The organism is Burkholderia sp. PAMC 26561 (genome assembly GCF_001557535.2).
In the GTDB taxonomy this organism is placed as follows: domain Bacteria; phylum Pseudomonadota; class Gammaproteobacteria; order Burkholderiales; family Burkholderiaceae; genus Caballeronia.
In genome coordinates, this window is the sequence record NZ_CP014315.1 from 346,415 (window position 1) to 358,889 (window position 12,475).

11 protein-coding genes are annotated in these 12,475 nt (G+C 58.3%); 1 reads left to right on the forward strand and 10 read right to left on the reverse strand.

Annotated features, from left to right (window positions below; all coding sequences use genetic code 11):
- Positions 1 to 20: 20 nt before the first annotated feature.
- Genes AXG89_RS36230 through AXG89_RS36245 form a run of 4 tightly spaced genes read right to left on the reverse strand, consistent with a single transcriptional unit; the run spans position 21 to position 3,338 of the window.
- The gene (locus AXG89_RS36230; protein ID WP_236873670.1) at positions 21 to 992 is read right to left on the reverse strand and encodes an ABC transporter substrate-binding protein; all 972 of its coding nucleotides are present in this window, start codon (positions 990 to 992) and stop codon (positions 21 to 23) included.
- Positions 993 to 1,041: 49 nt separating this feature from the next.
- Complete coding sequence (locus AXG89_RS36235) at positions 1,042 to 1,815, reverse strand: ABC transporter permease (protein WP_075358773.1); 774 nt, start codon at positions 1,813 to 1,815, stop codon at positions 1,042 to 1,044.
- A gap of 3 nt (positions 1,816 to 1,818) precedes the next feature.
- Positions 1,819 to 2,559: an ABC transporter ATP-binding protein gene (locus tag AXG89_RS36240; RefSeq protein WP_119024779.1), complete on the reverse strand. Its 741-nt coding sequence runs from the start codon at positions 2,557 to 2,559 to the stop codon at positions 1,819 to 1,821.
- Positions 2,556 to 3,338: a GntR family transcriptional regulator gene (locus AXG89_RS36245; protein ID WP_236873671.1), complete on the reverse strand. Its 783-nt coding sequence runs from the start codon at positions 3,336 to 3,338 to the stop codon at positions 2,556 to 2,558. The genes AXG89_RS36240 and AXG89_RS36245 overlap by 4 nt, the downstream gene beginning before the upstream one ends.
- Before the next feature lie 330 nt (positions 3,339 to 3,668).
- On the opposite strand from AXG89_RS36245, the gene AXG89_RS36250 reads away from it, so the two are divergent.
- On the forward strand, positions 3,669 to 3,989 hold the full coding sequence (locus tag AXG89_RS36250) for a DUF4148 domain-containing protein (RefSeq protein ID WP_305954615.1): 321 nt from the start codon (positions 3,669 to 3,671) through the stop codon (positions 3,987 to 3,989).
- 81 nt (positions 3,990 to 4,070) lie between these two features.
- Here the strand turns inward: AXG89_RS36250 and AXG89_RS36255 are convergent, their stop codons facing one another.
- The 6 genes from AXG89_RS36255 to AXG89_RS36280 all read right to left on the reverse strand — a co-directional run bounded on the left by AXG89_RS36255 (position 4,071) and on the right by AXG89_RS36280 (position 12,409).
- Entirely contained in the window at positions 4,071 to 4,751 is a 681-nt protein-coding gene (locus tag AXG89_RS36255; protein WP_075358774.1) for a GntR family transcriptional regulator, read from the reverse strand.
- Positions 4,752 to 5,403: 652 nt separating this feature from the next.
- Positions 5,404 to 6,714, reverse strand: coding sequence for a replication protein O (locus tag AXG89_RS36260; RefSeq protein ID WP_119024780.1), 1,311 nt, complete (start codon positions 6,712 to 6,714; stop codon positions 5,404 to 5,406).
- A 340-nt stretch (positions 6,715 to 7,054) separates the two neighbouring features.
- Complete coding sequence (locus AXG89_RS36265) at positions 7,055 to 8,017, reverse strand: ParB/RepB/Spo0J family partition protein (RefSeq protein WP_075358776.1); 963 nt, start codon at positions 8,015 to 8,017, stop codon at positions 7,055 to 7,057.
- Between the two features lie 2 nt (positions 8,018 to 8,019).
- Positions 8,020 to 9,216, reverse strand: a complete 1,197-nt coding sequence (locus tag AXG89_RS36270; protein ID WP_062001265.1) for a ParA family protein — start codon at positions 9,214 to 9,216, stop codon at positions 8,020 to 8,022.
- Between the two features lie 274 nt (positions 9,217 to 9,490).
- Positions 9,491 to 11,380 (reverse strand): phage integrase family protein, encoded by a 1,890-nt coding sequence (locus AXG89_RS36275; RefSeq protein ID WP_075358777.1) that lies wholly within the window; start codon positions 11,378 to 11,380, stop codon positions 9,491 to 9,493.
- 174 nt (positions 11,381 to 11,554) lie between these two features.
- Positions 11,555 to 12,409, reverse strand: coding sequence for an SDR family oxidoreductase (locus tag AXG89_RS36280; RefSeq protein WP_075358778.1), 855 nt, complete (start codon positions 12,407 to 12,409; stop codon positions 11,555 to 11,557).
- Between the last annotated feature and the right edge of the window lie 66 nt (positions 12,410 to 12,475).

Genomic DNA, 12,475 nt, shown 5'->3' on the forward strand with positions numbered 1-12,475 from the left:
GTCACAGTGTCTTCTCCACGTTACTGAATTGATTTCGATGCGGCGTAGGGCGCGGTGTCGAAGAGATCGGCGGGCAGCGCGCCTTTGATCACGCCACCGTCCACGAAGATCTGATGCTCGCGTTTTAGCGTTTCCAGATCGATAGGCTCGAAGGTCACACGATTGATGTCCGACCAGCGCGCCGCGTACGCTTGTGCGTCCTCGGCCGGCAAGTTCGCGCTCTTCTGCAGGATCGCGGCGACATCGCCCTGATGCGCCGCGCCCCATTGCAACGCAGTGCGCATGCCCGCAATCAGCTTTGCCACGTCCTGCGGATGCTGTTTGAGATAGTCCGCGCGGATTGCGCTCACACCGATATACGGCGTCGCGTCGGACTTCGTGAGCTTCTTCCATTCGCCCCCAAAACTGCCCAGGCGCTTCACCTTCAACTCCTTCAATTGCGCGATGGTCACGGAGCGCAACGCAGCGGCATCGACTTGTTTTTGCACGAGGAACTGCGCGAGGCGCCCTTCGTTTCCAGGCACGATCGAAAAATCAGTCGGCTTGATGCCGTTGTTGCCCTGAAGGACGGCGGTTGCTATCGATGCAACCGAACTGCCCGGCGGCGACATGCCGACTTTCTTGCGGCGCAAGTCGGCGAGCGACTTGATGGGCGAATCTTCGGGCGCGACGAATTCGACGTCGGCGGGTTGTGTCGCGAGCACGATCTTGAGCGGCACGCCCTCAGCAGCGGTGCTGAAGACAGCCGATGCCGGCGCGGCGAAAGCAAAGTGGATCGCATTCGCGGCCAGTGCGCGATTGGGCGCGTTGACATCGGAGAAATGGACGAATGTCACGTCCAGACCACGTTGCTGCAGGAACTTCTGCGCTTCCAGGACCGCGCCGAAACCGAGGCTTACGCCGCTCGTCCAGTAGCCTATGCGCATGGGTTCCGCGTGCGCCGCCTGCACAGCACCCAATGTCGTGCCTCCAGCGATGACTGCGGAAAGCACCGCTCTCCTGAATAAATCAAAACATTTCATCTTCTCGATCCCCATTGGTTCAGTCGGTCTTTTTCCATCGAAACAGGCGGCGCTCGAGCGGCTTCAGCACCCCGGCTTCGAGTGCGAGCATCAAGACAACGAGCGTCACGGTCCATGCGAAAACCTGGTCCGTCTGCACGAGATCCGCTGCTTGCCGCAAGCGATATCCAATCCCGTTCGATGACCCGATGGTCTCTGCGACCAGCGACACGCGCCAGCCAAAACCAAACGCAAGACGCGCGCCGGCGAAGAAATGCGGCAGGATGGTCGGCAGAAAGATCTTGCGCATGATCTGCGTCTGCGACATGCGAAAGCTGCGGGCCAGTTCGACGAGGTTGCCATCCACGGTCAGCGCGCCTTGCCATACATTGGTCAGGATCAGCGGCATGGCGGTCATGAACACAACGAAGATGGTGGTCGCATTCGAGATGCCGAACCAGATGATTGCGAACACGGCCCATATCGCCGATGAAACCGTATTCACGATCGATAGCAGCGGCTCGAGAAAATGCGCGATGCGCGGATTCGATCCGAGCGCAATGCCAAGTGGTGCGCCCACGATTGCCGCCAGCAGGAATCCCCCGACGACCCGATACAGCGTGACGCCGAGGTCATCGAAGAAAGTACCGCTTTGCACGAGCGCAACAAACGCGTGAGCGACTCTCTGCGGCCCGGGCAGCACAAATTGCGGCATGCGCAGCGAAGCGAGCCACCAGGCGGCCAGCAGCAGCACGACAAGCGCAACGCGTTGCACAACAGTCGAGGCGAACGAACTCCGTGGGACAGTGGACATAGGTCAGATCAAGAGACGCAATTGGCGGATCGCTTCGGCGACGGCGGGGTCAGTCGCGCTGCGCGGACGCGGCAAGTCGACGCTGACGATCTCGCGCACGCGTCCCGGACGCGGCGCGAGCACCACTACACGGTCCGCAAGGACGATCGCTTCCTCCACGTCGTGCGTGACGAAGAGCACGGTCATGTTTTGCATAGCGTGAATGCGCAGCAATTCTTCATGCATCTGCGTGCGCATGTGCGGATCGAGCTTGGAAAACGGTTCGTCCATCAACAGGATGCGCGGACCGGTGACCAGACTGCGGGCCAATGCGACACGACTGCGCATGCCGCCCGATAGCTGATGCGGATGGGCGTCGGCAAAACCTTGCAGCCCGACGAGATCGAGCACCGCGCTCGCACGCGCGTGGCGTTCGTGCGCGGGGATGGCCGGGACCGCGGCCTCCAGCCCGAACTCAGCGTTTGCGCGTGCCGTGCGCCACGGCAACAAGCGGTCTTCCTGGAACATGTAGGAAAGCGCGTGGCGATCCCTGGTTCCTTCGGTTTCCTTACCGTCTATTCGTAAGTCGCCCGCGCCCGGCTCTATCAATCCTGCAATGATGTTGAGCAGCGTACTCTTGCCGCAACCTGACGTGCCGGGCAACGCGACGATCTCGCTCCGGGCGACATCGAAGGAAACGCCATCCAGTACTTGCAGCGAACCAAAATGCTTGCCTACGCCGCGAAGGGAAATCGCAGCGCTCATCGGCGTAACTCCGCGACCGTGTAGAGCGGCAGAGATGCGCCCGCGCTCGAGAGGCTTGCGTACACCTTCTCCATTGTCATGCTCTGGAACGTCTCGATGTGACGGCGCGCAATCGTCTCGGCGCGGCGTTCATCGCCGGCGATAAACGCGTCGATCATCGCGTTGTGATCGTGTTTGATTTCGGGCTTCGTACCCTGAACGCCAAAACCCAGGGCCACGAGACGCGACATTTCATCAAGCAGGCTTGCCAGCGTCCGATGCAGGCGTTCGTTGCCGCTTGCCGCTGCGATGGCCAGATGAAACTCGCGGTTGGCGTCGAGGAACACATCGATCTGCGCGGACAGCGCACGCTCCGGATGTGGCACGCGACACGCAGCTTCCAGGCGTCTCAGCAGTTCCACATCCACTCGGCCACATGCGAGACGCGCAGCCAGCGGCTCGAGTTGAACACGTAGCGCAAACACTTCTTCGACATCTTTCAGCGTGATCGGCGCGATGCGGTATCCCTGCCGCGGCAGCGAGCGCACGAATCCTTCATGTGCAAGGCGCACCAGGGCAATACGGCAGCTCGTCTTGCCGATCTCGTACTCACTCATCAACTGGCTCTCGGTGACCGTCGAACCAGGCATGAGCTTGCAGGAAAGCACGTCGCGGCGGATTCGTTCGTACGCGTCATCACCGCGGGCGATGGGCGTGGCGGATTCAGGCGTGGCGAGCGGAATGGATGCGCGAGTTTTGGGATCGTCGAGGATCATGACCGTCGGATGTGAGCTGCTCACAGTATCGGATTGATGCGTTCATGAAGTCATCGTAGGCGCTTGCAGCCATTTTCAAAAACAAGTTATCGAAATAAAGATGTCGAGCATGGATATATCGTGGGAAGCTCAGGAAGCTGCCAAGGTTTGCAGTGAGCGTGTAATTCGCGACGCTAATGCGTTTGTCAGACAGATCGTAGCGTTGCCAGACCCGCAACAAAGACTGGCCAAAGGGCTTTGCCAGGCCGCAAATGTTGCCCTTTTTTGCTTAAATCATTTAAGGCATTTAAGCGAGTGCTGAGCTGGCCTGCTGTTTGCATATACCTCTACAACAACATTTAAAGGAGGTCGATCATGATCAAGTCACTCATTCCCGCAGTTGTAATTGCATCCGCGCTGGCTGCGCCGGCATTGGCATTTGCTCAGGACAACACACAAGTCACACGCTCAGCCGTAAAAAGCGATCTGCAGCAAATGGAACAGGCGGGTTACACCCCCGCCGAGGACCGCACGACATATCCTGCCAAGACGCAAGCCGCCGAGCAGCGCGTACAGGATGAGCGTGGTGTAGCAGCGACGTCTTACGGCCCGTCCATGAGCGGCACGTCAGCATCTGGCATCCGTGCGCAGACGGGCCCGTCGGACAGCAATCACACGATCTACTTCGGTCATTGAGCCGTATCAGTTGACCGCGCGTGACAAGGGGCCGTTTGCTCTCGAGCAAACGGCCCCATTCTCTGATCTACAGCCAGGACGCTATTCGGCTTCGCCGTCCGCCTCATCGAGCATGCGCATTGCAGCTTTTTCCGCATTCGACACATGCAAACGCGCCGCAGCTTCCGCCGCGCTTGCATCGCGCGCTTTCAAAGCTTTGAACAATTCATCGATTTCGCGGAGGCTGGTCGGCAAACGGTCGGGGTGCATCAGTGATGTTGCGCGCAAGAGATTCACGCGCGAATAGAGAGTCGTGAGGATTTCCTTCACGAGGCCATTGCCGCAATTGTCCAGCAGCACATCGTAGAGTTCGGTCTTCGCCTTGAGCGCGCCGGCCCGGTCCTGAGCCAGCGCCTGCACGCGCAACGCCTTGGCTTTCTCGCCAAACCGAACAATCGCGGCATCGTCCGCAATGCGCGCAAATTCCCGCGCGGCAAAACCTTCCAGCAACCCGCGAATAGCGTAAAGCTCCGTCGCTTCCTGCTTCGACATGATCGCGACAACAGGCCCTCTGTGCGGCACGCTGAGCACAAGCTTCTCCGCTTCGAGCCGTCGCAACGCCTCCCGGACTGACGTTCGACTCACGCCCAGCGTTTCGCACAACTCGCGTTCGATCAGCCGCGCGCCCGGTGCAAAACGCCCAGACACGATGGCCTGTCGAATCACGTTTTCCACCTGGTGACGCAACGTTTCCGGTCGCACCAAACCTATATCGACTGACATTATTGTCTTCCCGTCTGACAAAGTTCATCGCGCACCATACTCGATCTTCATCCCTTAAAACCGTGTAAAAAGCCAATGTTGAAACACCGTCCGAGCGAAGTAAGACAAATCATCCCACTTCTGCCCGATATTCCAGTGACCCGGTTCACGTCAGCGTCGGCCACGAAAAGCTCGTAACCCGCCTTCGATAAACATTCGCCAAGGGGACTGCCCATCATGCGCAGTCCTATAAACCGGTACGTTGCGGGCGATTCACGTCGTCTCCATCGCCTCGCTCCTCTGCTGGTCAGGCGGTTTGACGTGATGCCCGCCAGTACTCGAAACATCATTGCCTGATGTTGATCATTGTATGACTGTCATACAATCAGTCAAGTTGGCGTTGGTTGCGGCTGTCATTGATCGACGAGGCTTTTCTTGTGCAGTTGACTTCCTAAAGGTGCTTCTCGCGCTCTTTGGCGGATCCATGGAAGAGAAACTTTGTTGAGTTCCTTAGTTACTAATCTTCTGTTTTTGGCTGTTCGTCATTAATCGATTCACTTTCGTTTTTAAGCCATGCCATCGACTCGAGAGGGGTTCATGGCGAGAGACCTAAATCTATCCACGCTGGCGGCAGTCTTGAAGTCGACAATTTCAAACTGGTGTCGGCGTCGGTCTAAACGACCGCTTGAACACCATACCCTTTCGGCTTACCGGCGCGATTCTGTGATCGATCGTCGTCGGGAAATCCGCCCTTGGCAGCACGAGAGACACCGGCGCACGCGGCCCTGAGTGTACGTTTCATTTCGTTGAGTCGGTCGCCGATATCAGCGGTTCGAGTGCGCGCTTGCGCTTCTGCGGTTGCTTCGGTTTGCGCATCCACGGGTCGGATAACGGCATTCGGCCGATTTCGCTGGAAATCTTTAATCTGCTCGAAGGTCGCTTCTTTCAGCGTGTTCGTCCTGATCGCTGCGACGAACGATTCAGCCCACTGGCCGGTTGCAACACGCGGCGAAACTTCCCGACGGTAGTGAACCGAGATCGATTGTGCATCGCTCGAAACTACGATGAGTTTGCTTTCCTCGTTATCGATGAACGTCTTCCCGGCGGATTCACTAACACTGAGTTCGACCTGTGCGGCGTGCTTGGCTTCGCGCGTTTTGCGTTCATCGGCCGCATGCTTTGCGCGGATCTGATGACTGAAGTCGACAGGCGAGCGCAGCAGTGCCCGCAAGTAACTTATGGGGCGCTTGGCTTGCTTCAGATGGTCCCAGGTTGCTTCAACAACATCGGAAAGCAACTTGGCGTGCGTTTTCGCTTCGCGCATCAGTTTGAAAATCAAAAATTGACGAAAACCCAAGCTCAGCAGGCGTTCGAGGTCGGCAGGGAGGCGTCCTGGTTGTCTCTTTTGATTCTTAGGGAATAGATCCTTATATATAGCTCCGTCTGCCACGCTGACACACGGGGTCTCAAACGTTGAATCCAGTACAGCGGGACGGCTATCCTGCGATTCAGCGGGCTCTTCAGCAGACTCAGTTTCAACGGACGCGGAGATGTATCCCAGGACCATTGCCGAGCGCTCGGTCAAATGAAGATAGGCTCGGCCGAACAAGCCAGCGGTGCCATAGCGTTTCTGGGGAGCGCGTTCAATCAAGCCCGCTGTCTCGAGATCGTCCAGACTCCGGTAGAACGTCCGCATTGATTGCATGGCTCGACCCGTGAGTAATTCTCGGCGAGCGAATATGGATGCGTAGGGGTCGTTGGCATCGACGGTTCGCGCGAGCGCAGCCAATACGGCTCGTGCTCGTGCTGGAAGCGTCGGATAATTTGCCGCACGATGCGCTGCTCGGAACACGACCCAGGGAAGGTTCGATTGACCTGCTAGAAATTCATTCAGCGCGATTTGATCGGTACTGACGGAATCGTTGTGAAGTGGGAGAGGGCACACGACCCCCTCGCCAGCAACGGAATGTTGCGCGATAAGCATGTCACACGTCCATTTCTTGGAAAATGGAAGAGAAACGCTTGACTGCCGATCGCTATCCGCTACACTTCGAGGTGTTGGGCCTTTATCCGATTCCCGTCGGAGAAGTGCAGCAGTGGGCAAGCGACAGCGAAGCCCGGTTAAATCAAAAGCCTTCGGTTCCCGCCGAAGGCTTTTGTCTTTTGTGTCTCAGATCAGATCATCATTGCTCTCGATCGTTAAGCTAAATCCATGATTAATAAGGCTTCCCTAGTAGGGAGAACCTGAGTTCCCGCTCAGACTTTCCAGGGATTCGCCCTCGGTGTGGCTAACTCGTTGATTTCAATCAGTTCCCTAGTAGGGATCACTGCTTTCCGAGTTCTGCTTCAATAAACACTCGAATCTTTTCTGCCCATTGATCGGCTTCATCTGCAGCGCTTCCAGAAAAGGACACGCCAACAACGCCGTTGCGGGCGGAAATTTGGCAAACCTTCCTGGCGCCGCGTCGAATCACCATGGGTTCATGACGATCGCGAGGGGCGCGATCCGCTTTCGTTGCGGCAACTGCCTGTGCTTGCGTGAAAGTGTTGTCGCTAACTAACCGCTCGATTGCCGCTTTCACCTTGTCTTCGCGACCCTCTGCAACCGCCTTGGCCATTTGTTCCGCAGCGTTGCTACCCAGGCGCTCCGGGCAAGTCGCCAGCAAATCCTTGCTTTCGTTGGGCAGGAGGTCGAACTTCATGATCCGGCCGACGTGCGAATCGCTAATGCCCGCTGCTTTCGCCAGTTCCTCTTTCGTGATTCCGGTGGATTCCTGGAGCGATTTAAAGCCCCAGAATTTCTCGAAGTCCGATAGCGTGGGCGAAAGAAGGTTGGAGAAGAATGCGGCGTACTCGACCATCGAATCGTCGATGTCGAGCACGATGCCGTCGATTTCCGTTCGGCCCAGCTCACGATAAACCGCAGCGCGGTTATGCCCGGCCACGATGTCGTATTCGCCGTCCGGCCGCTCACGAACCGTGATCGGCTGGGCGAGCGGGTACGCCGTCAAGTTGGCTCTGAGCTCGGCGTATTCCGCGCTTGTCAGGCGGCGTCGGCGACCTGGGATTTCATGAAGCTTTTCGAGCGGAAGCTTGCCCGGCGCGCGCTGCTCGAGCGCCCGTTTCAGTTTTTCGATTTCGGCTTGCTGGCTGTGCACGCGACCTTGCAGCCCGATCAGTTGTCCCGGCGCAGTGCGCGGAGCAAGAGGTTCTGAAGGTGTATCCATGCTGTCGTCGTCGAGACGGATGCCTGCGGCCTTTGCCTTTTGTTTCGCTGCTGTAGACATGCTTACTCCTTGTCCCAGAGGTAACAAACCTTGCTGTCGATCAAATCCACAACCTGGTCGTAGGGCACGCGAATGCGCCGTAGCGTCGCCGCGTTGCCGTCGTAATTGGGGAAGTCGTAGACAGTGGAGAAGTCGTTCGTGGTCGTGCGTGCAAGGTCCGTTTCCGGAATCTCTACCGGCAGGACGCGCTCACCGTACGTGGTGATAACCCAGTCACGCACGATCGAGGCGTTAGCCTTGTTGGGCATGCGAGTCACGAGGATGTCGATGAAATCGAACACCTTGGCTTCGTCGGCCGACTCTCCGAACTGCTTCATTCCGGAAACCATGTCGGAGAAAAGCGACCAGAACTGGACCATCGATGCAAACGAAAGCGTGTCTGGCATCACCGGAACGATCACGCCATCAGCGGCAAACAGCGCATTGATGGTGAGATAGCTCAGCGTCGGCGCAGTATCGATGATGATGTAGTCGTATTCATCCTTGAGTTCTTCCAGACCGTCATTCAATACGTTCCAAAATTTGGCGCTGGGCGACGCATGGACGCGCGCCGGCAGCATGAATTCAGCATTGAACAGGTCAGTGGAGGACGGAATGAGGTCGAGATTTTCCCAATACGTTTGCATTGGAAGGCCCTTCATGCTGAAGCTCTCGCCGCTCACATAAGCTTCGATCAAGGGCAGAATGGTCTGGTCGCCATTGATCTCAGCGTGTGGATTGATTCCATACAGCGTGGTCGCACTGCCCTGCGGGTCCATGTCTATATGCAACACGCGACGGCCGTGCCGTAACGACAGGCCCTGCGCAAGCACCATGGATGTCGTGGTCTTGGTTACACCGCCCTTGAAATTGCCAATGGCGATAACCTTGCCTTTTTTGCCCTCCGGACGTTGCCTTGGCTTGCGTTCAGCCCGCACCCATTCAATGGTCTCGGCCAACGTGAACTGCCGTGCAGCGCCCGGCTTTTCTTGCGTCCCTTGCGGAAGCTCACCTTTCTTGATCAGATAGGAGAAGCGGGCTTTATCTATACCGCACAGTTCCTGAAGCTTGCCGCTCGGAAACACCGGGGCAACCTTCCGCGGAAAAGGTTGAAGCATCTGCGTGCGAATTCGCTCGAGCATTTTCGCGGAACGGGCCGCTAAATTGACGAGATCATCCGGCGTCACCTCTATAGGCGGCGTCGAAAGGTTGATATCCATGTGTTTCTTCCCGGTGGTGCTGGTTCTACCAAAAACGTGGATTCTCCCTTAAAAGGTAGAACCGACGGTAACCGAAGACTAAGAGGTATACGGAGTAAACGCAAGTAAACTTTGCCGCACCTCGACAGCCGGAAAGGCACGCGGGCAATGGGATTGAGGGGAAAAGATGAGAAACGACTTGAGCGGAAGGGGGCATCGCAAGCCGCTTTAGATCTGCAGAATCAAGGCGAAATGAGTGATTTCCGGGGCGAACGCGGGCAAAAAAGGGCGCGATTTACCGGCTTTGATTCGCTCCAACGGCTGCGGCCCTGAGATAAAGCCGCGTGGTCGAGAGGTGCGCATGGCCAAGGCGGGCTTGAATCTCCCGGCAATCCGCGCCTCGTTCGAGCGCATGATGTGAGTGAGTATGCCGGATCCAGTGTGTACTTGGATTGCGAGACTTCGCATCTGCAGATAGGAGAGCGTGCGCCATTCCCGGCTTCGGCCCCAGAAGCAGACGGCGAAAAATCTGTCCGATTCCGTCAGGCGTAAGAGCGCGTCCAGTGCGGGAGTTCGCGAGCAGCGGCGTGTCCGATGCACATTTCGCCGGATTTCCTGGCAGACCACGAGCCTGCAGGCTGGCGATCAGCAAGGCCATGACGGAATCCGGGATTGGGATCCGGCGATCCGAACGGCGTGTTCCGATGATTACCAGATGCCAACGGTCGCCGCCCGGTTCAAGTGACGTGGCCTGCGTGAGCTGGCCGGTGCTGGCGCCGGCCAGCTCCGCGCGTCGCAATCCTGTTGAGTAAGCCAGGCTCAAGGCCAAAAAATCCCGCAATTCCTGGCCTGAATACAGGACGCGCGTGCTCGCCTGGACTATGGCGCGCCACTGGCTGTGGCTTAGAGACCGTCCGGCGACGTCGATCCGCGGCCCGGTCGTAACCGGTGCGCAGCACACGAACGGATTGCTTGCCAGATAGCGTTGATTCACGAGCCATTCGCACATTGCGTGCAGAATCGCCCGAGCTGTTTCGCGGCTGCGCTCCGAAAGGCCGCCAATAAACGGGCGCCAATCAGGGTGCGTCCGCTCGATTTTCCCGCCGCCGACCCATTGGGCGGCAGGCTGTGGATCGGTCAAAAAGCTCTCGATATACTCCGCGCAATCGGGGCTATCGAGTGAAGAGAGCGCCTTCTCTTTCGTGTGAATTGCCCAGAGAAGCAGCCGTTCAGCTTCGCGCCGGTACGCTCGGACCGTGTGCACACTGCGCTGAACGCTTGTGAGCCACGCGTCGATTGCCTGCAGATCGGTGAGGAATCCGGCATCCGAGGGAGTCTGGTCAGCGCGATTAATGCCCGCCGAGCCGTCCAGTTCGTGCGGGACTTCAAGCGCTTCGAGCGGGACGATGCCGGTTACGCGAGGCCTAGCAAGCGCCGGATCATTGCCGGGCAAGCGTCGACGGGGCGTGACGGCGCGCTTTGAAAGGGTATGACGTAGCGAATCCGTGTGAAGCGAAAGCCAGTCCGTAATGCGCTGCGCCGCCTTGGGGCCGACTCGCTCGACGCCGGTATGCCAGCGATGACCCCGGCGTTCGATAAACCCCAGCAAATCAGCCAGCGTATATATATGTGCGCGTTGCAACCGGTCGGCGATCGCGGGTTCGAGCCAGCTCGATACAGGATGACTGGGCTGCGGAGCTTGCACCAGACTGCTTTCCATCCGGGCGAGCGCGTCAGCCTGCCGGCGCCGCAGCCGTGCGTTGCGCGACGCCCGCCGGTCAAGCGGGAAGTTTTCCTGCGAATACTCCGCCCGATAAAGCTCGAGCAATTCAGCTTCGCTGTGAAATCCGTGTGGATCGATGGCCTCGCGATACGCCTCGAGCGTCGGCGTGACGCTTTCGGCGATGCGTTCCGGGATGCTGCCGGGACGCAGGCGTAGAAGGTGTGTCGCCTCGACATCCCGAGTCCGGCGCGCTGCGCTGGAGAGCGTGTCGCGCAAAAGCCCGATAAGGCGCCGCGTGGCGCGAACGTCGGTGGTGGCATCGCCATAGGTAGCGTGCAATTGCTCGACCGATACGCCGTCCAGATACCCGCGATACAACGCGAAATGCTCGCGCGTGAGCCGCTTTATTGACGTACGGCTTTCGGCGTTGCGTGTGGATGGCGGGTTCGGAGCAGCCAACATGAGTTATTTATGCTTTGGTTTCAATAGCTTGAAGGGAGGCTACCAGCGTAGGGCTGGTTTGACAACAAAAAACGCTATATCTGATAAGTATCTTTCTCCATGCCGACTCGGAGAACGCCGCGTCGATGTAAGTCGCGCAACCCATGTATCTGGGCTGCGCGCATTCAAAGCTGATTACTTCGCCAGCGCCGCCGCAATGACCGAAGCCAGCGGTGTTGTCGGACGGCCGATGAGTTTGCTCAATTGGCGGCTGTCATCGAAGAGGGCGCCTTTCGCGGCGCCTGTCCCGGAGTCGGAGATCAGCGCGGCAACGGGCTCGGGCAAACCGACGCCGATCAACGCCGCCTTGTACTCGGCCTCGGACATGTCGCGATAGGCCACGGGCTTGCCCGACTGCTTTGCTACTTCTGCCGCGAATTCGGCAAGGGTATAAGCCGTGTCGCCGGCTAATTCGTAGATGCCGCTTGATTGCGCATCGCTGGTCAGTACCACGGCAGCCGCCTCGGCATAGTCAACACGCGCCGCCGATGAAATCCGGCCATCGCCCGAATCACCGAGAATCGCGCCGTGTTCGAGCGCCGGCGCCAGGCTGCCCGTGTAGTTTTCCGTGTACCAGCCGTTACGCAGCACGGCAAACGGCACCATCGATTCGCGCAACGCCGCTTCGGTTTCACGATGTTCGCCGGCGAGACCGAGCGGCGAAGTATCGGCGTGAAGCAAGCTGGTGTACGCGATCAGTTCGACACCGGCACGGCGCGCTGCATCAATAGCCGCACGATGCTGAGTGCCGCGCTTGCCTAGCTCATTCGATGAAATCAGCAGCAACTTTTTCACGCCGGTGAAAGCGTCGTCGAGCGTGGCGGACTCGTTGTAATCCGCGCGCCTGACCTGGACCCCGCGAGCCGCAAGATCGGCGGCCTTTTCCGTACTGCGGACTGCAGCGACGATCTGCGCTGGAGGCACGGTTTTCAGCAATGCTTCGATAACGAGACGGCCGAGTTGGCCGGTAGCTCCGGTGACAGCGATCATGAGACGACTCCTTGAATGATGGAAAGCGGAGATTGAAAGCGGCGCGGGAAACAACCGAATCCGCAA

What these genes read in the sequence shown, in the direction of transcription:
- AXG89_RS36235 (WP_075358773.1), bottom strand. Translation starts at nt 1,815, where the DNA reads ATGTCCACTGTCCCACGGAGTTCGTTCGCCTCGACTGTTGTGCAACGC.
- AXG89_RS36240 (WP_119024779.1), bottom strand. Translation starts at nt 2,559, where the DNA reads ATGAGCGCTGCGATTTCCCTTCGCGGCGTAGGCAAGCATTTTGGTTCG.
- AXG89_RS36250 (WP_305954615.1), top strand. Translation starts at nt 3,669, where the DNA reads ATGATCAAGTCACTCATTCCCGCAGTTGTAATTGCATCCGCGCTGGCT.
- AXG89_RS36255 (WP_075358774.1), bottom strand. Translation starts at nt 4,751, where the DNA reads ATGTCAGTCGATATAGGTTTGGTGCGACCGGAAACGTTGCGTCACCAG.
- AXG89_RS36260 (WP_119024780.1), bottom strand. Translation starts at nt 6,714, where the DNA reads ATGCTTATCGCGCAACATTCCGTTGCTGGCGAGGGGGTCGTGTGCCCT.
- AXG89_RS36265 (WP_075358776.1), bottom strand. Translation starts at nt 8,017, where the DNA reads ATGTCTACAGCAGCGAAACAAAAGGCAAAGGCCGCAGGCATCCGTCTC.
- AXG89_RS36270 (WP_062001265.1), bottom strand. Translation starts at nt 9,216, where the DNA reads ATGGATATCAACCTTTCGACGCCGCCTATAGAGGTGACGCCGGATGAT.
- AXG89_RS36275 (WP_075358777.1), bottom strand. Translation starts at nt 11,380, where the DNA reads ATGTTGGCTGCTCCGAACCCGCCATCCACACGCAACGCCGAAAGCCGT.
- AXG89_RS36280 (WP_075358778.1), bottom strand. Translation starts at nt 12,409, where the DNA reads ATGATCGCTGTCACCGGAGCTACCGGCCAACTCGGCCGTCTCGTTATC.